Origin of the sequence: Terasakiella pusilla DSM 6293 (assembly GCF_000688235.1) — a bacterium.
Taxonomy (GTDB): Bacteria; Pseudomonadota; Alphaproteobacteria; order Rhodospirillales; family Terasakiellaceae; genus Terasakiella; species Terasakiella pusilla.
The window spans coordinates 110,021-131,148 of the sequence record NZ_JHYO01000010.1 but is presented as its reverse complement, the minus strand read 5'-3'; the positions used below and the strand labels follow the sequence as shown (position 1 = coordinate 131,148).

The window sequence follows — 21,128 nt, the reverse complement described above, 5'->3', positions numbered from 1 at the left end:
TGGGTTGACGTGGCGCAAGGGTAGACTATCTACGTGTTCATGAAATGTTCTTATTGAGGGGGCTTTATGAACACATCTATTTTACCATTTCCACAGTTGTTGACACCGCCGATCAAACGGGCGGCCTATTCTGATCGGACCGGCTGGTTGATGGCACTGCTGTCAAAACTCGCTTACATTCCATTTGAAAATCCAAGTCGTGATTTGAAAGAGAGGGATTTATGCGACTTGCAGACTCAGTTGGCCCAATTGCATTTTCAACTGATCAAGACGTTTTCCATTCATGTGCCTTGGGGGACGGACACGCAGGCTTTCCTTGCAAAGATCGACCAAGAAGGACGCGAGCCTTTTATTGTGCTCTCCTTTCGCGGGACAGAAGGCCGAAAGATTGAGGATCTCAAAACCGATCTGAATGCAAAGGCGATGGTGTTGGGTCGATTGGGTGGTCCGGGGCATAATCGGGTTATCCCGATTGATCAATGGAATGTGAGTGCAGACGAACAAACTTGGCCATTGGTCAAGGTCCATCCCGGATTTTGGCAGGCCTTTGAGGCAGTGAGACCTGACATCGAGGCGACCTTATCTCAATCAGCCTTGAAAGACTTGCCCTTATATATTACGGGACATAGTCTTGGCGGGGCGATTGCGATTGTGGCCACCTATGTGCTGGCAAGTGACCGGATCGCCGCTTGTTATACCTTCGGGGCGCCGCGTGTGGGCAATATGGAATTCGGACAATCCATCAAAGTGCCGATTTATCGTTTTATCAATGCCAATGATATTGTGCCGCACCTGTTACCGGGAATGGCGCTGGATGTGGTTGCGCGGATGTTTGGTCTTTTCAGGTTTGTGCCGATTGCAGGTCGCGTCATCCGTTTGCTGAACTCTTATCGGGAATACCGTCATTTTGGCGACTTGCGGTATTTCAGTGGGGCAGTTGAACTCCCCCGTGAGGACGGTCGGCCATCTTACAAAGGGTTGTCATTGTACGCAAATCCGCCACAGCTTCAGCGGTGGTGCTGGTCCTTGCGCCGCCTGTTGCGTCGTGGTCCGACGGCTATGTTTTACGATCACAAGATTGATCAATATATCAATAAATTAGCCTGTTGGGCGTACGCCCGCATGGAAGTTAAGGGAGAATTAAGCTGATAGAATTTTAGCTCCTGATTAAGATAAGCGTCTTTCAGGTGGTAGCGATTTAGAAAGGTGTAATTCTCGCTTGTACCTTGCTGATTTTACGGAGTTCTGTGTAATATTTTTCTCAAGATTTCGTGACAATCTTTGCAAAATTTCTTATATGGTTAAGTTAAGCTTATAAACTTACAAAAGAGAATTTCTGATGAAGAAACTGTTTACTGGTGCTTTGACGGGCTTGACCCTGTTGGCTTCCTCTTCGCTGGCAATGGCGGAATCGACTATTCGTGTGACGTTGCAATTGCCGGAAACTCATTCCCTCGGCCAAAACTGGACGGCCTTCAAAAAGATTGTTGAAGAAAAGTCCAAGGGGGAGCTGCAAATTCAGCTGTTCCCGTCTGCACAGCTCTACAAGGACAAACAGGTTCCTGAAGCCGTGGGCAGTGGCGCGATTGAAGCGGGTTCCGTGTTCTTGGGTCGATTTGCCGGTTCTGTGCCGGAAGTTGAATTTTTGAACCTGCCGTTCTTGCTGGATAGCGAAGAAAAACTGCGTGCGGCAACGGCGTCCGGTTCTGAAATGCGTAAACTGGTTGATGAGCGTATTCTGGAAGAAACCGGGGCGAAAGTCCTGTGGTGGCAGGCCTATGGTCGTAACATCTATCTGTCGAACGAATTTGCCCTGCGTAGCCCGGCTGATTTTGAAGGCAAAAAAGTCCGTACCTACGGTAAAATCCTCGGCTGGACAGTAGAAGCGCTGGGCGGTGCCCCGACGTTGATGTCCGGTTCCAAACAGTTTTTGGCCTATCAGCAAGGTGCGGTTGATGTCGGTATGACAGGGGCATCCGGTGTTAAAAGCCGTAAGCTCTATGAAGTTATGGATCATATGACAACCAGCTTCGACTTCCCGATCGAGTTTGTGGCGGTCATCAACAACGACTTTTTCAACAGCCTGTCTGCGGAAAATCAGCAGATCATTCTGGATGCAGCAAAAGTTGTTGAACTGGACTTGCGGAACAAAATCTTCAAGGAAGAAGCTGAACTGGTGGAATTTGCACAGGATAAAATGACTGTGATTGAACTGAGCGAAGAAGAACGCGCCAAGTTCAAGGAAGCCACACAAGCTGTAACGGATCGCTTCATCAAAGAAGTCGGCCCGAAAGCAAAAGCGATTGTGGATGCGGTCAACGCCCTTTAAGTTCCTTTGCTTACAATGAAAAGCAGGCAAGTCGGTTTTCGGATCGGCTTGCCTGTGTTTTATAAGAAGACTTCCCCCCAATTTTTGAGAACAGGACTTTGATATGCACATGGTCGCAAGACTGGTGGACGGCATTTCCACATACACAGGAAAACTGTGCGCCTGGTCGATGTTTGCTGTTGGCTTTTTTATCGCTTATGAAGTTGTGATGCGCTATTTCTTTACCGCCCCGACGGTTTGGGTGGATGAGATTAGCCGTATTTTGCTGGTCTGGACGACGTTTCTGGGCGCAGGATATCTGATCAAGAATCATGGTATGGTGACGATTGAGGTTCTGTTTAAAGAGCCGGATACACTGGCACGTAAACTGGCAGAAACGCTGGCGATTGCGATGTTGTTGGTGTTTGGCTTAACGGCGGCTTATTTTGGCTATCAACTGTGGCTGAAAAGTACGCTCGCCGGTCATACGACAGATACCTATCTGGCCGTTCCCAAAGCAATTACCCATGCTTCTATTTGGGTTGGTTGTTTGTTGATGTCCTTGCAGGGGCTGGTCGAGTTATGGCGGGTTTGGACAGTCGGTCCCTTTAATCACGAATTTGAAGAAGGAGGGGCAGACTGATGGAAGTTGCTTTCATTCTGACGGCACTGTTGTGTCTGTTACTGTTTCGCACCCCCGTTGCGCTTGCTGTTGGGGCGCTGGGCGTGATCCTGTTATTCCTCAAAGGCTTTCCGCTTGTGGCGATCCCGCAGCGTTTGTTTGGCGCGATTGATAGCTTCGAGCTGTTGGCGGTGCCCATGTTCCTGTTGATGTCTAACGTGTTGTTGAAAGCGGGTGTCGGGCGTGACTTGTATGCGGCGGTACAAAGCTGGGTCGGTCATTGGCCCGGTGGTTTGGGCGTCGCAACGATTGTGAGCTGCACGTTCTTTTCTGCGATTTGCGGGTCTTCCGTTGCAACGGCCGCGACCATCGGGACAGTTGCGATCCCGGAAATGCGCGAGCGGGGTTATCAAAACTCGTTTGTCTACGGCCTTTTGGCGGCGGGTGGCACGCTCGGGATTTTGATCCCGCCTTCCATTCCGTTGATTATTTACGGGATTGTGTCAGAGACATCGATTTCCACGCTGTTTTTAGCAGGCGTCGGGCCGGGTTTGTTGCTGGCAGGGATTTTCATCGTTTATGCGATGATCTATTCCAAATGGAAAGGCGGCTACACACCGTGCGAAAAAGCATCGATGTCCGAACGTATGAGCGCGACCTTGCGCGCTTTGCCGACCATCTTTTTGGCGGTGGTTATCGTTGGGTCTATTTATGCCGGTATTGCCACACCGTCTGAAAGTGCCGGTCTGGGCTTTGTCGTTGCGTTGCTGATGACCGTGGTGATGAAGCGTATGACCCGCGAAAAACTGTTCGAAGCGGTTGAAGATTCCTTTAAAACAACCGTGATGATCCTGTTGATTATCGCAGGGGCCAAAGTGTTCTCCTATGCGATTACGCTTTACATGGTTCCGCAGAATATCAGCCAGTTCCTGACCGCGAATATCACGGATCAGAACCTGTTTGTTCTGGCGGTGGCGCTGGTCTTGATTCTGATGGGCTTCTTCCTTGAAGCGCTGAGCATGTTGTTGATCATGGTGCCTGTCCTGTTGACGGCTGTTTTGTCCATGAACATTGATCCGGTCTGGTTTGGTATTTTCTTTGTTGTCTTGATTGAGACGGCTTTAATTACACCACCTGTGGGGTTGAACCTGTTTGTGATTCAGGCCGTGGGGAAAGCCAAGATTGAAGAAGTTGTCAAAGGCGCTTGGCCGTTTGCGGTGATGATGGTCTGTGTGGCAGCGTTGATCTGGTTTGTGCAAGGGATTGTGACGTTTATTCCCTATAGCTGACCGTCTGTTACTCTCACAAAGAAACGGCGCTTTTTCCGATGGGAGAAAGCGCCGTTTTTGTTAGTCATCTGTGCCGCCATCCGGTGCGGTGTCATACTGGAGAATATCACCGGGGGTACAGGCAAGGGCTTCGCAGAGTTTATCAAGTGTTGAAAAACGAACGGCCTTGGCCTTTTGGTTTTTCAGGATGGAGAGATTGGCTTCGGTGATGCCAATCTGCTGGGCGAGGTCTTTTAATCGGACCTGACGCTTTGCCATCATCACATCAAGGTTGATACGAATTGTCATGAATTGGCCCTTCTAAATGGTGTGACTATGTTCTTGCGAGATTTCATAGCCTTCTTTCATTACCCATGAAATGACGAGGACGACAACACCAAGAAAGAGGGTCATGATATCGACACCTGTGAAGGTGAGCTGCAGGACACGTTCCCCCGGCGGGTTGTTAAAGGACAGGATCACACTGAGCACGCCTGTATAGATGAAATTGCCAACGACCCAGTAAAAAATGCTCCGCGCGAGCTTGGTATAAAGGAGGGCATTTTCAAAATTGAAAATCTCTTGCTGTTCGTAGTTTTTGAACAGGCGAACCAATAAAACCAAGGCGTAAAGGAGAATGGCAGAAAGGCCGAGGCTGGCAAGCAGCGCCAACAAGCGCGTTTCAAGGGTCAAGGGGGCTTGGGTCAGTGCACTGATATCCATATCAAGGTCAATAAGCTGGGTGAAATTAAGGATATCAGTGGACGTATTGAGAGTGAGCCAATAATAGCAAACAAAGACGGGCAGCAGAATGATGACAGTTTGCAGCGCCTTACGAACCAATCGGCTGGTTTTCTGAATTTTGGTCATGGGGGTATTCCTGTGACAGTTAGTGTGTGCACAAGATGTCTAAAATAAGATTGTTAGTCAATATAAAATTATTGTTTATCGATATTTTTATATTCTTTAATGATAATTTTATTTTCCCGCCAGCTTCAAAAGACTTTCAAGTGGGCCGTGTGTAAACCGCTTTGCCCAGACGTAGGAAAAAGCGGTCGCGCCGATGCAGAAGATCAGGGCCGCCCTTGCCGTTTCCCCCGCTGTTTGTCCATCCAGCATTTGGAGGGCTTCGAGAATACCCATGCCGACAAGGATATGGGCGAAATATAGGGTCAGGGTTTGACGTCCCGCCGGTGCAAAGAGGGGGAGAATACCGAGCTTTTTAACGTGTGCTGCACTGCGCAGGCACAGACCAAGCAGGAAACAGGCAAAGCCACTCCCTGCCAGAATATAAAGGGGCAGGGGCGGAATAGGCTTGGTCGTCACCAATGTGGCAAGGTCAGCATCGATGGGCATTAACAGGGGCGTCAGCCAGAGGCTCAGCCCTTCGATCAGAACCATAAGGCTCAAGCCCCCCGCGATCAGTCGGTGTTGCGTAGAGCGGGTGTGGAGGCGAAGACGGCTTAAAATGATGCCGAAAAAGACAAAACTCACCCACGGAAAGACCGGATGCCATCCATTGAAAAACAGGTTGCGCACGAACCCGTCAAAGGTCCAGAAGTCTGGGTAGCTATAGGTCTTCCAGTCCCATCCAAGATCATAGTCTAAAAGAAAGATCATAGCGAGGAAGAGGATGTTGACCAACAGGATGACGAGGAAAAGCCAACGGGTGCGCAAGGGTAGGAAAAAGGCGGCAAGTAAAAAGTAGACGGCGTAATAATGTATGATATCTGCGTCAAAGACCAACATGTTCAGGCAACCGAGCATGAAGAGAAGCAGAGCGCGCTTTCCTATCCCATAAACAGTGCGTTTATAACTTTGAACCCGCGAGAGACCCAAGCCGATCCCTGCAAGGATAACGAATGTGGCTGCGGCACGTCCTTCAAGGGCGGTGATAAAGCTGCTGATGATCGTGTCATCTGTATCAGCCCCCATCGCGATCTTAAAATTAACAAAGACCATTCCCACAAAAGCGAGATAGCGCGCAAGATCAAGGCCATCAAGTTGAGGACGCACACTATCGGTGGCTGCCATCGGGTCGTTCCTTTCTCATTTTCCGACTTCAAAATAAGGCGCTGAGGTGGAAAAAGCTAGTCGTGTGCAAGGAGAAGATTGGAATGTATTTTGTTTATTTTATTTAAAATTGTATAAAAATACTTTTACAACCTTAAATGAGAAGCCTCATAGTCGCTTGAGAAAGCAATTTAAGAGGGATTTAGATATGATTTCACACCATTTTTCTTGTTCTTGCTGTAATCCGATGTGGAAATATTTTCTGCTGTAAAACTCAGGGCCTTGCCTGACAGGAGGTGTCTGCGTTAGCGAGACTGCGGATATCCCCTCATGGGCATATTGGTCTAGCTTTAAATGGATACGTAAAGTCCATTCCCCGAGTCTTCAACAAGAACCATGAAATCGATATATAAAGAGACTATTTGATTTGCTTCATTAGACCCCCAGAAGGCGGGGTACGCACCGTCACCAAATCCGGAGGTTGTTATAAGGCAGTCATTAGTCTTTGTCATAGATAGCAGCTGCGGTTTATCTGTGAAGCACCATTCATTGAACAACTTTTCTTTATCTATTCGTGAAAGACTTAATAGGCCATCGACATCAACTATTGCAAGGTTGCCTGCATCAACGCCATATACTCCATTGCCTTGAGCAGTATTGGCTGCATACCATTTAACAGGTGTGTCGGTTTCACTAAGACGCACTCGAACACCAGCTATTCTGCCGAAAGCCGTAACGGTTTCTACAGTATATTCACCAGAGTTTATTTTTCTATTCAGGGGGGCGAAATCATAGATATCATAGCCGAAATCTAAGATCCCAATAACACCTGACGTAAGATTAATCTTTCCTATTACTTCCAGGTTTACAGTACTTTGCCCAAGGCTTGGGAGATCAACATACCTATCACCCTGAAATAAAACATTTTCATTCAAATTGAGGTTGTCCTCACCTTGAATAAGGGGACTATCAATGCTACTTGCCTCTAGTATCTCATTGTGCTTATTCAAACCGATGACCGAGGATTTTGGCGGGTGACACAAAGTATAAATTTTTGAGATTAACCAGTTACCATTTGTGCAGTACTGCAACTCAAAAACATGGTAGGTGTAGGATTTCAGGGTAAAGTCATATTTCTCTGTAAACACTTGGGCGTTATTATCTTGGATGTCGCACTCTTTAATCTTCTCATAGCGGGGGTGGTAGTCAGGTTCTGAGCTAAACGAATTTCTTGAATCTGAGCTACTACCACTGACAAAATGAGCATCATCAACTTGGGAGATCAGTTTACCCCAGTACTCAAAAATTATTTCCTTCCCCATCTTTTTCCGAGCAATAGACCAATGCTCATACCAATGAGAAATAAATGCGTTAACTCTTTTTTCAGGGGTGTTGGCTACGGTGTCGTAGTCTTGTGCTTTTTTAAAGAATTTGGTTATCCATTTCATAGGGGGCCTAGTCTTTAAAGAGTTAGTGAAGGGACAAAACTATGTAGAATGCTGTACTTTGAAGCAAGTGGCAATGTGTCCATTATTTCTACTTTTGGAAAGTTTTTGATCCAAACTTCTACAGATCACCATTCACATGATGATCCTCTTCTGAATTTTCGAACTGCTGGGAAAACCAAGATTTTTCACGCCGTTCCCAATTGTATCAAACTGACTTGAAAAGGCAAATAGCCTGTAAATTCCATTTAGGTGTGCTAGCTACACAATACTGGGAATACTCATGTGTTTGACTCGGGTATATCCGATTCGTTGAAAACATAGTGAGAACATATGAAAAATAAGTATTTAAAAACAATGCGTTCACAAATGTTCTTGCTAACGAGAACATTTCATGTACTTTTAAATCCATTGCAACGGTCCAGTTACTTGTGGAATAAGGGAGCATTGATATGTCTCAATCGGCACTAAAGCTTGTGGATAAGGATACCATGGATAAGAACAAAGCATTAGAAGCAGCAGTCGCGCAGATCGAACGCTCGTTCGGTAAGGGCTCCATTATGAAACTGGGTCAACGTGAGAGTGCTGTGGACTCGGAAGTGATTTCCACTGGCTCACTGGGTCTGGATATCGGTTTGGGGATCGGCGGTGTGCCGCGGGGCCGTATTGTTGAAGTTTACGGGCCGGAAAGTTCTGGTAAAACCACATTGGCGTTGCATATTGTTGCGGAAGCACAAAAAAGCGGCGGTACCTGTGCCTTTGTTGATGCGGAACATGCGCTTGACCCGGTTTATGCCCAAAAGCTGGGTGTTAACGTGGACGAGCTGCTGATTTCCCAGCCGGATGCGGGGGAGCAAGCCCTTGAAATTACGGACACGTTGGTACGTAGTGGCGCGGTTGATGTATTGATTATCGATAGTGTGGCCGCGTTGGTCCCGCGGGCAGAGCTGGAAGGCGAGATGGGTGATACCCACGTTGGTCTGCAAGCGCGTTTGATGAGCCAAGCGCTGCGTAAGTTGACCTCGTCTGTCTCTCGTTCCAAGACGCTGGTGATCTTCATTAACCAGATCCGTATGAAAATCGGCGTGATGTTTGGCAACCCGGAAACCACAACAGGTGGTAACGCGTTGAAGTTCTATTCGTCTATCCGGATGGAAATCCGCCGCATCGGTCAGATCAAGGATCGTGATGAAGTGGTTGGGAACCAGACCCGTGTGAAGGTTGTTAAAAACAAAATGGCACCTCCGTTCCGCACCATTGAATTTGATATCATGTACGGCGAAGGGATTTCCAAGATGGGCGAAATTCTGGATCTCGGTGTGAAGGCCGGTATCGTTGAAAAGTCCGGTTCGTGGTTCTCTTATAACTCTACACGGGTTGGTCAGGGGCGTGAAAATGCCAAGCAGTTCCTGCGTGAAAACGAAGAGCTGACGAAAGAGATTGAAATGCAGATTCGCCAGAATGCGGGCCTGATTTCCAATGCCATGACCACAAGTGCTGTCGATGACGAAGCTGATGACAGCTAAAACATGATCCTATCCGTGTTTGGATAAAATAAAATCGTCCTTCACAACGGGTGTGGAGGGCGATTTTCTATGTTTGGTTTTTCCCTTCTCGGTTTTATTTGAAAGGCTAGACATAACCCATCATGCAGGTTACAACCAATCCTCTTGAATTCATGATAACTAGTTAAAGTGAAGACCCATGCAAAGTGCGAACGACATTCGGAAAACGTTCCTGGAATATTTTGGTAAAAATGGTCACGAGATTGTAGACTCATCGCCCTTGGTGCCGAGAAACGACCCGACCTTGATGTTTACCAACGCCGGGATGGTGCAGTTTAAAAACGTCTTTACCGGTATAGAACATCGTGACTATACCCGTGCGACCACATCTCAAAAATGTGTGCGCGCAGGCGGTAAGCACAACGATCTGGAAAACGTCGGTTTTACCGCGCGTCACCACACGTTCTTTGAAATGCTGGGGAACTTCTCTTTTGGTGATTACTTTAAAGAAGACGCCATTGAACTTGCATGGAACTTGATCACCAAAGAATTTGGTTTGCCGAAAGACAAGCTGTTGGTCACGGTCTTCCATGAAGATGATGAAGCGTTTGACCTGTGGAAGAAGATCGCGGGGCTGAAGGATGAGAAGATCATCCGTATTCCGACCGCTGATAACTTCTGGTCCATGGGCGATACAGGGCCATGTGGTCCGTGTTCTGAAATCTTTTTCGATCACGGCGATCACATCTGGGGTGGTCCTCCCGGTAGCCCGGAAGAAGATGGCGATCGCTTTATCGAGATCTGGAACCTGGTTTTCATGCAGTACGAACAAACGGCCGATGAGCGTTTAAACCTGCCGAAACCATCCATCGATACCGGCATGGGGCTGGAACGTATCGCGGCAGTTCTGCAAGGCACGCACGACAACTATAATGTTGATCTATTGCGCAAGCTGATTGAAGCATCTGCGGATAAGTCATCAACTGATCCAGATGGGGACTTCAATACGTCTCACCGTGTAATCGCTGACCACCTGCGTTCCAGTGCGTTCTTGCTGGCAGATGGTGTGTTGCCGTCCAACGAAGGGCGCGGCTATGTGCTGCGTCGTATCATGCGCCGCGCGATGCGTCATGCGCATATTATCGGCACGCAAGATCCGATGCTTTATAAACTGGTCCCGACCTTGACGGGTCTGATGGGGCAAGCCTTCCCTGAGCTGGTCCGCGCCGAAGCCTTGATCACAGAAACGCTGGAGCTGGAAGAAGCCCGCTTTAAAAAGCTGCTGGATCGCGGCCTAAACCTGCTGGATGCGGAAACGCAAGACTTGGCGGAAGGTGATGAGCTGGCGGGTGATGTTGCGTTTAAGCTTTATGATACATATGGTTTCCCGGTCGATTTGACACAAGATGCGTTGAAAGCAAAAGGCATCAATGTCGATATGGCTGGCTTTGAATCCTCCATGGAGAAACAACGTCAGGAAGCGCGTAAAAACTGGTCTGGCTCCGGCGGGACAGCCGATGAAGCCGTCTGGTTTGACCTGAAGGAAAAGGTCGGCGGCACAGACTTCCTTGGTTATGATACAGAAACCGCTGAAGGTCAGATTGTTGCGATCGTGATGGATGGTAAGCCGGTTGATCGCGCGCAGCCGGGCAGCGACGTCACGTTGCTTTTGAACCAAACACCGTTCTACGCAGAAAGTGGTGGTCAGGTTGGCGATCGTGGTGTCCTGAAAGTTGGTGACATTGCGGAAGTGGATGTGACTGATACGCAAAAACGTATTCATTCCCTGTACCTGCATATTGGTAAGGTCAAAGGTGGCGTGATTTCGGTTGGCGATGTGGTACATGCCACGGTTGATCACGAGCGTCGTTCCGCCGTGCGCTCCAACCACTCCGCCACGCACTTGCTGCATAAAGCTTTGCAGCAGGAACTGGGCGACCATGTGACGCAAAAAGGCTCTTTGGTGGATCAGGAACGTTTCCGTTTCGATATCGCGCATAATAAAGCCTTGAGTGCACAGGAAATTGCCGCGATTGAAGCGAAGGTGAACAACCAAATTCGCACCAATACAGAGGTTACAACCCGTCTGATGACACCGGAAGAAGCGGTGGAACAAGGCGCAATGGCCCTGTTTGGGGAGAAATATGGCGATGAAGTCCGTGTTGTTGCCATGGGCGATGAAGCGGGTAAAAACTTCTCCGTCGAACTTTGTGGCGGCACGCACGTGAAACGCACCGGTGATATCGGTCTGTTTAAGGTCGTGAACGAAGGCGCGGTTGCAGCGGGCGTTCGCCGTATCGAAGCCCTGACAGGCTCTGCCGCTGTTGCGTATCTTGCGGAACAAGAAGCGCGTTTGAATGAAACCGCTGACCTGCTGCGCGCAACACCTGCAAATGTGACCACACGTGTCGCAGCCTTGCTGGATGAACGTAAAGCTATGGAACGCGAGATCGCAGACTTGCGCAAAAAACTGGCGACCGGTGGCGGTGCTGCCAGCAATGATGTGAAAGACGTGGGCGGCATTAAATATATGGGTAAAGTTCTCGACGGTATTCCGGGGAAAGAGCTTAAGTCCATGGTTGATGAGATGAAAAACCAGATCGGCTCCGGCGTCTGTGCGGCCGTTGCGGTCAATGACGGCAAAGCGTCCTTGGTTGTTGGCGTAACCGACGATCTGACCGATAGCCAAAGCGCTGTTGAGTTGGTCCGCGTTGGCTCTGCCGCCGTGGGTGGCAAAGGCGGGGGCGGACGTGCGGATATGGCACAAGCTGGTGGCCCTGATGGCTCCAAAGCGCAAGAAGCGTTGGATGCGATTGAAGCTGCACTCGCAGGGTAAGGGGATCTGCTATGGCGTTTTTGATTTCAGGACTTCTTTTGTGGATCGTCGCCCATATGGTGCCGGTTGTCGCCCCTGACTTTAGAAACGCGATGGTGCAAAAACTGGGGGAGTGGCCTTATAAAGGGGTCTTCTCCCTCATTCTCTTCGGCTCTGTCGGTCTGATGGTTGTGGGCTGGCGCTCCATTGAAAGCGTCACGCCGCTTTATGATTTTTATGATCTGGCGGCCTTTCCGGCGTTGATCATTGTGTTGATCGGTTTTGTGCTGATCGCAGCATCTATTTTACCCAGCAATTTCCGTCGTTTGATCCGGCATCCACAACTGACCGGCTTTTCCCTTTGGGCCTTTGCGCATTTGCTGTTGAACGGGGATTTGCGCACCACGGTTTTGTTTGGGGGGCTGCTGGCTTGGTCCTTGGCAACCATGGCGCTGTTAAACAAAAGAGACGGCACCTTTGCGCCGCCTGCAAAGGTTTTGCCCCACAAAGGGGTTATGGTTGCCGCGCTTGGGTTTGTTTTGTTTATTGGGGCAGTGTTGGGCCACGAATATCTGTCAGGCGTCAACCTCAACCCACATTCCTAACCCTAGATTAGCCGGCCCGCTTTCCTTTTAGGATAAGCCCGCTTGCCTCTGTAATGAGGATCGGGGTGTTTGCTTTTGCGTCTTCTTGCAGGTCCACGCGCCAGACCGTGTCACCGATTTTAACTTTACCGACTTTATTGATGCTGTCTTGCTGAAGAAGATAGGTCTGCCCGACGAAATTGGTTGATCGTTCATTCAGGGTCGGGTGGTCGCTGGTGTCTGCCTTGCGCCCGACATAGCTCCGCGCGATAACCGCCGTCACAATGGACAGAACGGCAAAGCCTATTAATTGATATTCAAGGGCAAGGTCGGGCAGGACAAGGACGAGAAAGCCGATGAGGATTGCCGACAGGCCCATCCACAAAAAGATGACCCCCGGCAATAGCATTTCAAGCATGGCGAAAATCAAAGCGCCGACAAACCAGTGCCAGTGGGTAAAGGTAAGGAGAACGTCCATGTGTTAAACTCTCTTATTTTGTCGACGGGATTTGAGAGCTGCGCGCTTTTGCACTGTCATTGGAACCATTGATTCCTTTAAACAATTCCGCAATACCACCAATGGACCCGATAATGCTGGAGGCTTCCATCGGCATCAGAATGGTTTTGCTGTTGCGGGCACTACCGATTTCTTTCATGGCTTCGACATATTTTTGGGCGACGAAATAGTTCACCGCATTCAGGTCGCCGTGTGCAATGGCTTCCGAGACAACCGTTGTTGCTTTGGCTTCGGCATCTGCGGCACGCTCACGGGCTTCGGCGTCACGGAAAGCGGCTTCCTTTTTACCTTCAGCTTCAAGGATCGCGCTTTGTTTTTGACCTTCGGCGCGCAAAATAGCGGCCTGCTTTTCACCTTCGGCGGTCAGGATCTCTGCGCGTTTTAGGCGTTCTGCTTTCATTTGGCGGGCCATGGCTTCGACAAGGTCAATCGGTGGCGTGATGTCCTTAATTTCGATCCGTGTGATCTTAACGCCCCACGGGGTTGTCGCGTCATCAACAACACTTAACAGTCGAGCGTTGATCTGGTCGCGTTGGGAGAGAAGTTCATCAAGGGCAAGGGACCCCATGACCGTTCTGATGTTTGTCATGGTCAGGTTTAAAATCGCGCGATCCAGATCGTTTACTTCATAAGCGGCGTTGGCGGCATCCAGCACTTGAAAGAAGACGACACCGTCAGCAGTCACCATGGCGTTATCGGAGGTAATCACCTCTTGTGACGGCACATCGACCACTTGTTCCATCATGTTTAGGCGCGCGCCGATCATATCAATGAACGGAACAATAATATGTAAACCGGGTTTGAGGGTCCGTGTGTATCTGCCAAATCGTTCCACGGTGTAATGTCTGCCTTGGGGCACTGTTTTGACGCCGAGGAAGATGGTGAGTATGCATAAGGCCAGCAATACTATTGAGAAAATGGCGAATCCGGAAATCCCGTCCATAATTTTGTTCCTGCTTAAGTTGTTCTAATAGGTAACAAGATGGTCCTTTTTCTTGTGAAAGTATAGTGAAGTTTAAGTTTACTTAAAAAACTGCCCCGGTGTGACCCCAAGGGCTTTTTTAAACATGGCGCTAAAGGCGCTTTGGGAGGAATAGCCAAGGTCTTGGGCGATGTGTGCGACAGGCTGATTGGCAGCAAGTCGACTAAGTGCCTCCAACAAGCGGGCCTGTTGGCGCCACTGGCCAAATGTCATATCGGTTTGTTTTTTGAAATTGCGTGCAAGGGTGCGGGTTGTGGTGCCCAGGCGGTCTGCCCAGTCTTCCAATGTGCTGTCATCTGCAGGATCGGTTTTTAAATGTTCAGCGATGTGTTGAATGGGGCCGGTCTCCGGCACGGGTAGGTGAAGGGATGACGAGGGGGCGGCTTTCAACTGATCCAGCAGCACACGTACCAGTCGACCTTGGGCACCTTCCACATCAAACAAGGCAGGATAGGTTACAGCTTCGGCGATCAATTCGCGCAGTAAAGGGCTGACGGACATCACCTGACAGTGATCCGGCAATCCCTGTAAAGCATGGGGGGCCACATACATATTGCGCAGGTGACGGTATGAACGACCTTGATGGAATGGACAACATGGGGCGGGATCCAGACTGCGCGCTGCGGCGGGATCACCCAGATAGAGCCTTGCGCCATGGCTTGCATGATCCCGCTTGAGGCATAAAGCAATTGTCCCCACGCGTGGGAATGAGGGTTGGCTTCTGTCCCGGCATGGCGCACACCTTCGCGGATGGTGAGGTCGCGGGGGATATCTTCAAGCCGCGTGATCTCGGCACCCGTTTCGTCATGGAACGGGACAAAGTTGGAAACGAGTGTCCCTTTTGCGTTATTATTTGTCATATAAGTGTATATACGACATTTTGGAACAGGGATAAAGTGATCTTACATTCTTTATTATTTTTAAGAGTAAGCACATGTTTTCCCTTTCTCGTATTCAAAGGCCGGAAATACTCCTGTTTGTGATGGCGGCGGCGATGCCGTTGGCATTTGGGGTCTGGCAGGCTTTGTTGAACAATTTCGCCATTGAACGTGCGGCCTTTGGCGGTGTTGAAATCGGTATCCTCCAATCCTTGCGTGAAATACCGGGCTTTATGGCCTTTAGTGTTGTCTTTGTGCTGTTGATGATGCGTGAACAGACCTTGGCGATCCTGTCTCTTGTGATCTTGGGTCTTGGCACGGCGATCACGGGCTATTTTCCCTCCGTCGTTGGGTTGTATGCGACCACCGTTTTGATGTCCCTTGGCTTTCATTATTATGAAACGGTCAACCAGTCTTTGCAGTTGCAGTGGTTTGATAAAGAACATGCCGCCCATAATATGGGGCGTATGATCGCCATTGGCTCCTTTACCTCGTTGATTGCATTTGGCATCGTCTGGCTGTTGTTGGATATCGGTAAGATCGATATGGAAATTGTCTATATCCTTGGGGGTGGGGCGACCATGGTGATTGCCGTCTTCTGTTGGATTGCATTTCCCAAGTTCCCGCAAAAGGTGGAGCAGCATAAAACCATCATCTTGCGTAAACGCTATTGGCTCTATTATACGCTGACGTTTATGAGTGGGGCACGCCGTCAAATCTTTGTGGTTTTCGCAGGCTTCCTGATGGTGGAAAAGTTTGGCTTTGATGCGGCGGCTATTTCGGTCATGTTTTTGGCAAATGGTGTCCTCAATATGTTTTGTGCACCTTTGATCGGGAAAATGATCGGTAAGTGGGGGGAACGCCGTTCCCTGACGCTGGAATATATCGGATTGATCCTCGTTTTTGCCGCCTACGCTTTTGTGGATAACCCATGGATTGCGGTTGGTCTTTATATTCTGGATCACCTGTTTTTCTCCATGGCGATCGCGATGAAAACTTATTTCCAGAAAATTGCGGACCCGAAAGACATGGCCCCGACGGCAGGTGTGTCCTTTACCATCAACCATATCGCGGCGGTGGTTTTGCCTGCGGCTTATGGGGTGCTTTGGATTATCTCACCATCTGCGGTGTTTTTGACCGGTGCCGGTCTGGCCTTTGTCTCGCTGGTCTTGTCGCAGTTTATCCCGATGGATCCGCAAGAAGGCAATGAAGTCTGCTGGAAATCGCCCCGCGCTGTACCCGTCGCCGCAGAGTGAGTTGTGCTCAAGGCTGCGGAATAACTTGATTAGGAACGATTTGCGACTTACCTTTGTTGCAAATCGTTCAATCAATTGAGTTTTGTTTCTATGAGTTTTAAAGGTACTGACAACTATGTCGCAACCGACGACCTGCGTGTCGCGGTAAATGCAGCCATCAATCTGGAACGCCCTTTGCTGGTAAAGGGCGAGCCCGGCACCGGAAAAACGGTGTTGGCACACGAAATTTCCAAGGCGTTAAATGCGCCTTTGATTGAATGGCACGTCAAATCCACCACAAAGGCCCAACAGGGGCTTTATGAATATGACGCGGTTTCACGTCTTCGCGATTCTCAATTGGGGGATGAGCGGGTTCATGATATCGCAAACTATATTGTGCGCGGTAAAGTCTGGGAAGCGTTTGATAGTGACGTCCGTCCCGTCCTGTTGATTGACGAAATTGACAAAGCGGATATCGAATTCCCCAACGATTTGTTGCTGGAACTGGATCGCATGCAGTTTCACGTCTATGAAACCAAAGAGACGATCAAGGCGCGCAATCGCCCGATCATCGTGATTACGTCCAACAATGAAAAAGAACTGCCGGATGCGTTCCTGCGTCGCTGTTTCTTCCATTACATCAGCTTCCCCGATAAGGAAACCATGGCGGAGATCGTCGAGGTGCATTACCCCGGCTTGCAAAAGCGACTGGTGAGTGAAGCACTCAATGCTTTTTATGATTTGCGCGATGTGCCGGGTTTGAAAAAGAAACCGTCTACATCGGAGCTTCTGGACTGGATCAAACTGTTGATGGTGGAAGATATCCCCGCCGAAGCCTTGCGCAGCACGGACGTTAAAAAATCCATCCCACCGTTGCATGGGGCGTTGTTGAAAAACGAACAGGATATCCATCTGTTTGAGCGTCTGGCCTTTATGGCCCGCAGAAACGGAGCATAAATCGTGTTTCAGGAACTGTTGAAAGATTTTGCCTATCGCGACGAGGCCTTGGCCCTGATTAATTTCCTGCATGTGTGGGTGTGGGAACATGTGCTTGTGATAGATAATCTACAACAGGCCCTGATCGTGATCGGGATTTTTGTCGTGGGGCGTATTCTCAAGTCCCGTATGATCCGTGTCATTGCCCAGTTTCATCTGCCAGAACATGCCCATAAGTATGAACGTTCCATCAAACATATGCTGGCCCCATTGGTCTTTCCGATGTTTGTGGCGACATTTGTGCTGTTTTCGCTCTATCTCCTTCGATCGATGGGGGGAAATGTTCAGCTGTTGAATCTTGCGGTCAGCTTGCTCTTTGCCTGGATTGTCATCCGTTTTGCCTCCACCTTTATTAAGGATGACGGCTGGTCGCGGGTGGTCAGTGTGATGGCGTGGACTGTGGCAGCCCTCAACATTGTCGGTCTGCTGGATGAGACGACGGCCTTTTTAGATAGCTTGTCTTTCAGCTTTGGGAAAATGACATTTTCCATGCTGGGGGTCTTTAAGGGTGCGGTTGCGGTTGCGGTCCTGTTTTGGCTGTTTACCATGTTGGAAGCGGGTGCACGGCGCAAAATTGACGGGCTGCATAACCTGACACCATCGGCCAAAGTTCTCCTGAAAAAGTTTCTGCGCTTTGGCCTGATTATCGTTGGGGTGTTGATCGCGCTGGATACCATGGGCATCGATCTGACGGCCTTGGCGGTGTTCTCCGGTGCTATTGGTATCGGCCTCGGCTTTGGTTTGCAGAAGGTTGCCTCCAACCTTGTCAGCGGGGTGATCCTGTTGATGGACCGATCGGTCAAGCCGGGGGATGTGATTGCCTTGGGGAATACCTATGGGCGGATTGACAAACTCAGTGGGCGCTATGTCTCGGTGATAACCCGCGATGGGACGGAACATCTGATCCCGAACGAGGAACTGATTACCCAGCGGGTGGAAAACTGGTCGTTTAGTGATACCAACGTGCGCCAACGTGCGCTTGTCGGGATTGACTATTCGGCAGATGTTAAGCTTGCCATGCGTCTGTGCGAAGAAGTGGCGGATGAGCTGCCCCGGATCGTGAAAACACCGGCCCCGCGGTGTTTGTTGCGCGAATTTGCGGATAGTTCGGTCAATATCGAGCTGCGTTTCTGGGTGAGTGATCCTGAAAATGGGTTGGGCAGCATCCGCAGTGAAGTCCTGTTGAAAATCTGGGATAAATTTCACGAACATGGCGTCGCCTTCCCGTATCCGCAACGTGACCTCCACTTTAAAGGGGTGTTGCCGATCCGGATGGAAAAAGGCGGTGAGGAGGATATGGACTAATGTTCCTCAATCTGTTTTTTGAATTGAAAGAAGCTAAGGTTCCGGTATCGCTGAAAGAATATCTGTTGCTGATGGAAGCAATGGATAAGGGCGTGGCGGAATATTCCCTGACCGATTTTTATTATCTCGCGCGTTCTGCCTTGATTAAGGATGAACGCCATCTCGATAAGTTTGATCGGGTGTTTGGACATGTCTTTAAAGGGCTGGAAGCGCCGGAAGGCGAAGCCCATGATATCCCCGAAGAATGGCTGCGCAAATTGGCAGAAAAGCTCTTAAGCGAGGAAGAAAAGGCGCAGATTGAAAGCCTTGGCGGTTGGGACAAACTGATGGAGACGTTGAAAAAACGTCTGGAAGAACAGAAAGAACGTCACCAAGGCGGCAATAAATGGATCGGCACCGCTGGCACGTCGCCGTTTGGCGCCTATGGCTATAACCCGGAAGGGGTGCGGATCGGCCAACATGAATCGCGTCATCGCCGTGCGGTAAAAGTCTGGGACAAGCGCGAGTTTAAAAATCTGGATGATAATGTCGAGTTAGGGACCCGTAACATCAAGGTGGCCCTGCGCCGCTTGCGTAAATTTGCCCGTTCGGGGGCGCAGACCCTGCTTGATATGGATGACACCATTAAATCGACAGCCCATAAGGGCTTTCTGGATATCAAGATGGTCGCGGAGCGTCATAACGCGGTTAAAGTCCTGTTGTTCTTTGATGTGGGCGGGTCTATGGATGACCATATCAAGGTCTGTGAAGAGATGTTTTCTGCCTGTCGGACCGAGTTTAAGCATCTGGAATATTTCTACTTCCACAACTGTATCTATGAAGGGGTGTGGAAGGATAACCAGCGGCGCTACAATGAAACGATTTCGGTCTGGGATGTGCTGCACACCTATCCCAGCGACTATAAAGTGATCTTTGTCGGAGATGCGTCCATGAGCCCGTATGAGATCAGTTATCCCGGCGGGTCGGTGGAACATTGGAACGAAGAGTCCGGTGCCACCTGGATGCAGCGCGTACTGGATGTCTATCCGCATGCGGTCTGGATCAATCCGGTGCGCAAAGACTGGTGGCGTCACACCATGTCGATCCAGATGATGGAGCAATTGATGGGCGGGCGCATGTATGGGCTGACCCTTGACGGGATCGACCAAGCGATCCAAGAGCTGAATAAATAGGTAAAAAAAACGCCCCACCAAATTGGTTGGGGCGTTTTTTTATCAGTCGGTTTAGCGCTTTTTCTTTTTGTTTTCGTAAGGGTTATCCCCTTTTCGCAACATAACGCGCAAGGGCACACCATCAATGCCGAAATCTTCGCGGATCCCGTTGGCGAGATAGCGCAGATAAGAGTCTGGCAGCTCCCCCGGTTTATTGGCAAAAATGACAAAGGTTGGTGGACGTGTTTTCGCTTGTGTCATGTAACGCAGGCGCAGACGACGACCTTGGGCCAAGGGCGGCGGGTGCATCTCTGTCATCTGTTCCAGCCAACGGTTGAGTTGACCGGTCGGGATGCGGGCGTTCCACTTTTCATAAATGTCAAAGATTACCGGGAACAGTTTGTCTGTGCCACGGCCCGTTTTTGCCGATAGGGTCACAACCGGAATACCACGCACTTGTGACATGGATTTTTCCATACGGTCGGCCAGTTTTTGCAGGGCGTCTTGGCGGTCCTGAACATCGTCCCATTTATTGGCAATGATCACAAGCGCCCGGCCTTCGTCGATGGTTTCTTTTGCGATGACCAGGTCCTGCTTTTCCAACATGACGTTGGAATCAAGGACCAAACAGACGATTTGCGCAAACTTCACCGCCCGGCGGGAGTCCGCCGCTGAAAGGGTTTCGACTTTTTCGTTCACCTTGGTACGGCGACGCATACCAGCAGTGTCGATCAGCTTGATGCGACGCCCATCAACTTCATAGTCAAGGGCGATGGAATCGCGCGTGATGCCCGCTTCTGGTCCCGTCAGCAGACGTTCTTTACCCAAAAGGCGGTTGATCAGTGTGGACTTGCCAACGTTTGGACGCCCAACAATCGCGACTTGTAAGGGCAGGTTAGAGAAATCCTGTTCTTCAACCTCGTTGCCGTCCTCGTCGATGATAGTGCGCGTGATCACTTGGGACAGAAGCTTTTCTTCTTCCACAAGCTGGGCGTTGTCTTCCATCCATTTATCATAAAGGGGTTGTAGCCCTTCATAGATGTTGACCATACCTTCGCCATGTTCTGCCGAAAACGGATGCGGATCCCCAAGGCCAAGGCCATAAGATTCATAGAGCCCGTTTTCACCGGCTTTGCCTTCGCATTTGTTGGCGAGCAACACGACAGGCAAGTCCTGTTCGCGCAGCCAATCTGCAAAGTGGCTATCCAGTGGTGTCACGCCTGCGCGCGCATCAATCATAAACAGGGCAACGTCGGCTTCTTCAAGCGCCAGTTCGGTCTGTTCACGCATGCGTGCTTCAAGGGAGTCGTCGAAGGCTTCTTCGAGACCTGCGGTGTCAATTACCTTGAATTCAAGGTCCGCAATCCGGCCTTGACCTTCGCGGCGATCACGGGTGACACCAGGGGTGTCGTCCACAATTGCCAGCTTTTTGCCGACCAAACGGTTAAAGAGTGTGGATTTCCCCACATTGGGGCGGCCCACGATTGCCACAGTAAACGGCATA

20 protein-coding genes are annotated in these 21,128 nt (G+C 49.8%); 11 read left to right on the top strand and 9 right to left on the bottom strand.

Annotated elements, in window-relative coordinates; genetic code table 11:
* Nucleotides 1-66: 66 nt before the first annotated feature.
* The 4 genes from Q397_RS0108735 to Q397_RS0108720 all read left to right on the top strand — a co-directional run bounded on the left by Q397_RS0108735 (nucleotide 67) and on the right by Q397_RS0108720 (nucleotide 4,219).
* Complete coding sequence (locus tag Q397_RS0108735) at nucleotides 67-1,149, top strand: lipase family protein (protein WP_028879098.1); 1,083 nt, start codon at nucleotides 67-69, stop codon at nucleotides 1,147-1,149.
* Nucleotides 1,150-1,339: 190 nt separating this feature from the next.
* A complete protein-coding gene (locus Q397_RS0108730) occupies nucleotides 1,340-2,329 on the top strand; it encodes a TRAP transporter substrate-binding protein (RefSeq protein ID WP_028879097.1) in 990 nt (329 codons plus the stop codon).
* Nucleotides 2,330-2,438: 109 nt separating this feature from the next.
* Nucleotides 2,439-2,951, top strand: a complete 513-nt coding sequence (locus Q397_RS0108725; RefSeq protein ID WP_028879096.1) for a TRAP transporter small permease — start codon at nucleotides 2,439-2,441, stop codon at nucleotides 2,949-2,951.
* Nucleotides 2,951-4,219, top strand: coding sequence for a TRAP transporter large permease (locus Q397_RS0108720; protein WP_028879095.1), 1,269 nt, complete (start codon nucleotides 2,951-2,953; stop codon nucleotides 4,217-4,219). The genes Q397_RS0108725 and Q397_RS0108720 overlap by 1 nt, the downstream gene beginning before the upstream one ends.
* Nucleotides 4,220-4,279: 60 nt before the next feature.
* Here the strand turns inward: Q397_RS0108720 and Q397_RS0108715 are convergent, their stop codons facing one another.
* The 4 genes from Q397_RS0108715 to Q397_RS0108700 all read right to left on the bottom strand — a co-directional run bounded on the left by Q397_RS0108715 (nucleotide 4,280) and on the right by Q397_RS0108700 (nucleotide 7,659).
* Entirely contained in the window at nucleotides 4,280-4,507 is a 228-nt protein-coding gene (locus tag Q397_RS0108715; RefSeq protein WP_028879094.1) for a helix-turn-helix domain-containing protein, read from the bottom strand.
* 12 nt (nucleotides 4,508-4,519) lie between these two features.
* Nucleotides 4,520-5,068: a DUF2975 domain-containing protein gene (locus tag Q397_RS0108710; protein WP_028879093.1), complete on the bottom strand. Its 549-nt coding sequence runs from the start codon at nucleotides 5,066-5,068 to the stop codon at nucleotides 4,520-4,522.
* A 108-nt stretch (nucleotides 5,069-5,176) separates the two neighbouring features.
* Nucleotides 5,177-6,232: a DUF418 domain-containing protein gene (locus Q397_RS0108705; RefSeq protein WP_028879092.1), complete on the bottom strand. Its 1,056-nt coding sequence runs from the start codon at nucleotides 6,230-6,232 to the stop codon at nucleotides 5,177-5,179.
* Nucleotides 6,233-6,561: 329 nt separating this feature from the next.
* On the bottom strand, nucleotides 6,562-7,659 hold the full coding sequence (locus tag Q397_RS0108700) for a DUF4241 domain-containing protein (RefSeq protein ID WP_051609850.1): 1,098 nt from the start codon (nucleotides 7,657-7,659) through the stop codon (nucleotides 6,562-6,564).
* A gap of 449 nt (nucleotides 7,660-8,108) precedes the next feature.
* Here Q397_RS0108700 and recA point away from each other — a divergent pair, with 449 nt between their 5' ends.
* The 3 genes from recA (at nucleotide 8,109) to Q397_RS0108685 (ending at nucleotide 12,581) form a co-directional block, all read left to right on the top strand.
* Nucleotides 8,109-9,182 (top strand): recombinase RecA, encoded by a 1,074-nt coding sequence (recA, locus tag Q397_RS0108695; RefSeq protein ID WP_038013202.1) that lies wholly within the window; start codon nucleotides 8,109-8,111, stop codon nucleotides 9,180-9,182.
* 178 nt (nucleotides 9,183-9,360) lie between these two features.
* Entirely contained in the window at nucleotides 9,361-11,997 is a 2,637-nt protein-coding gene (alaS, locus tag Q397_RS0108690) for an alanine--tRNA ligase (RefSeq protein WP_028879089.1), read from the top strand.
* Between the two features lie 11 nt (nucleotides 11,998-12,008).
* Nucleotides 12,009-12,581 carry an NnrU family protein gene (locus tag Q397_RS0108685; protein WP_028879088.1) on the top strand — a complete coding sequence of 191 codons (573 nt, stop codon included), beginning with the start codon at nucleotides 12,009-12,011 and terminating at the stop codon, nucleotides 12,579-12,581.
* Between the two features lie 7 nt (nucleotides 12,582-12,588).
* Here Q397_RS0108685 and Q397_RS0108680 read toward each other — a convergent pair whose 3' ends face one another.
* From Q397_RS0108680 to Q397_RS24025, 4 genes are all read right to left on the bottom strand, one after another.
* Nucleotides 12,589-13,038: an NfeD family protein gene (locus Q397_RS0108680; protein WP_028879087.1), complete on the bottom strand. Its 450-nt coding sequence runs from the start codon at nucleotides 13,036-13,038 to the stop codon at nucleotides 12,589-12,591.
* A gap of 13 nt (nucleotides 13,039-13,051) precedes the next feature.
* Nucleotides 13,052-14,020, bottom strand: a complete 969-nt coding sequence (locus tag Q397_RS0108675) for an SPFH domain-containing protein (protein WP_205618813.1) — start codon at nucleotides 14,018-14,020, stop codon at nucleotides 13,052-13,054.
* A 78-nt stretch (nucleotides 14,021-14,098) separates the two neighbouring features.
* A complete protein-coding gene (locus Q397_RS24030; RefSeq protein WP_051609849.1) occupies nucleotides 14,099-14,560 on the bottom strand; it encodes a helix-turn-helix transcriptional regulator in 462 nt (153 codons plus the stop codon).
* Entirely contained in the window at nucleotides 14,560-14,919 is a 360-nt protein-coding gene (locus Q397_RS24025) for an AraC family ligand binding domain-containing protein (protein ID WP_051609848.1), read from the bottom strand. Before Q397_RS24025 ends, Q397_RS24030 begins: the two co-directional genes overlap by 1 nt.
* A 74-nt stretch (nucleotides 14,920-14,993) precedes the next feature.
* Here Q397_RS24025 and Q397_RS0108665 point away from each other — a divergent pair, with 74 nt between their 5' ends.
* From Q397_RS0108665 to Q397_RS0108650, 4 genes are all read left to right on the top strand, one after another.
* The gene (locus Q397_RS0108665) at nucleotides 14,994-16,193 is read left to right on the top strand and encodes an MFS transporter (RefSeq protein ID WP_028879085.1); all 1,200 of its coding nucleotides are present in this window, start codon (nucleotides 14,994-14,996) and stop codon (nucleotides 16,191-16,193) included.
* A gap of 90 nt (nucleotides 16,194-16,283) precedes the next feature.
* Nucleotides 16,284-17,129 (top strand): AAA family ATPase, encoded by an 846-nt coding sequence (locus Q397_RS0108660; protein WP_028879084.1) that lies wholly within the window; start codon nucleotides 16,284-16,286, stop codon nucleotides 17,127-17,129.
* Nucleotides 17,130-17,132: 3 nt separating this feature from the next.
* On the top strand, nucleotides 17,133-18,473 hold the full coding sequence (locus tag Q397_RS21705; RefSeq protein ID WP_051609847.1) for a mechanosensitive ion channel family protein: 1,341 nt from the start codon (nucleotides 17,133-17,135) through the stop codon (nucleotides 18,471-18,473).
* Complete coding sequence (locus Q397_RS0108650; RefSeq protein ID WP_028879083.1) at nucleotides 18,473-19,645, top strand: vWA domain-containing protein; 1,173 nt, start codon at nucleotides 18,473-18,475, stop codon at nucleotides 19,643-19,645. Before Q397_RS21705 ends, Q397_RS0108650 begins: the two co-directional genes overlap by 1 nt.
* Before the next feature lie 51 nt (nucleotides 19,646-19,696).
* On the opposite strand, the gene der is transcribed toward Q397_RS0108650, so the two are convergent.
* Nucleotides 19,697-21,127, bottom strand: a complete 1,431-nt coding sequence (der, locus tag Q397_RS0108645) for a ribosome biogenesis GTPase Der (protein WP_028879082.1) — start codon at nucleotides 21,125-21,127, stop codon at nucleotides 19,697-19,699.
* Nucleotide 21,128: the final 1 nt, after the last annotated feature.

What these genes read in the sequence shown, in the direction of transcription:
- Q397_RS0108735 (WP_028879098.1), top strand. Translation starts at nt 67, where the DNA reads ATGAACACATCTATTTTACCATTTCCACAGTTGTTGACACCGCCGATC.
- Q397_RS0108730 (WP_028879097.1), top strand. Translation starts at nt 1,340, where the DNA reads ATGAAGAAACTGTTTACTGGTGCTTTGACGGGCTTGACCCTGTTGGCT.
- Q397_RS0108725 (WP_028879096.1), top strand. Translation starts at nt 2,439, where the DNA reads ATGGTCGCAAGACTGGTGGACGGCATTTCCACATACACAGGAAAACTG.
- Q397_RS0108720 (WP_028879095.1), top strand. Translation starts at nt 2,951, where the DNA reads ATGGAAGTTGCTTTCATTCTGACGGCACTGTTGTGTCTGTTACTGTTT.
- Q397_RS0108715 (WP_028879094.1), bottom strand. Translation starts at nt 4,507, where the DNA reads ATGACAATTCGTATCAACCTTGATGTGATGATGGCAAAGCGTCAGGTC.
- Q397_RS0108710 (WP_028879093.1), bottom strand. Translation starts at nt 5,068, where the DNA reads ATGACCAAAATTCAGAAAACCAGCCGATTGGTTCGTAAGGCGCTGCAA.
- Q397_RS0108705 (WP_028879092.1), bottom strand. Translation starts at nt 6,232, where the DNA reads ATGGCAGCCACCGATAGTGTGCGTCCTCAACTTGATGGCCTTGATCTT.
- Q397_RS0108700 (WP_051609850.1), bottom strand. Translation starts at nt 7,659, where the DNA reads ATGAAATGGATAACCAAATTCTTTAAAAAAGCACAAGACTACGACACC.
- recA (WP_038013202.1), top strand. Translation starts at nt 8,109, where the DNA reads ATGTCTCAATCGGCACTAAAGCTTGTGGATAAGGATACCATGGATAAG.
- alaS (WP_028879089.1), top strand. Translation starts at nt 9,361, where the DNA reads ATGCAAAGTGCGAACGACATTCGGAAAACGTTCCTGGAATATTTTGGT.
- Q397_RS0108685 (WP_028879088.1), top strand. Translation starts at nt 12,009, where the DNA reads ATGGCGTTTTTGATTTCAGGACTTCTTTTGTGGATCGTCGCCCATATG.
- Q397_RS0108680 (WP_028879087.1), bottom strand. Translation starts at nt 13,038, where the DNA reads ATGGACGTTCTCCTTACCTTTACCCACTGGCACTGGTTTGTCGGCGCT.
- Q397_RS0108675 (WP_205618813.1), bottom strand. Translation starts at nt 14,020, where the DNA reads ATGGACGGGATTTCCGGATTCGCCATTTTCTCAATAGTATTGCTGGCC.
- Q397_RS24030 (WP_051609849.1), bottom strand. Translation starts at nt 14,560, where the DNA reads ATGTCCGTCAGCCCTTTACTGCGCGAATTGATCGCCGAAGCTGTAACC.
- Q397_RS24025 (WP_051609848.1), bottom strand. Translation starts at nt 14,919, where the DNA reads ATGACAAATAATAACGCAAAAGGGACACTCGTTTCCAACTTTGTCCCG.
- Q397_RS0108665 (WP_028879085.1), top strand. Translation starts at nt 14,994, where the DNA reads ATGTTTTCCCTTTCTCGTATTCAAAGGCCGGAAATACTCCTGTTTGTG.
- Q397_RS0108660 (WP_028879084.1), top strand. Translation starts at nt 16,284, where the DNA reads ATGAGTTTTAAAGGTACTGACAACTATGTCGCAACCGACGACCTGCGT.
- Q397_RS0108650 (WP_028879083.1), top strand. Translation starts at nt 18,473, where the DNA reads ATGTTCCTCAATCTGTTTTTTGAATTGAAAGAAGCTAAGGTTCCGGTA.
- der (WP_028879082.1), bottom strand. Translation starts at nt 21,127, where the DNA reads ATGCCGTTTACTGTGGCAATCGTGGGCCGCCCCAATGTGGGGAAATCC.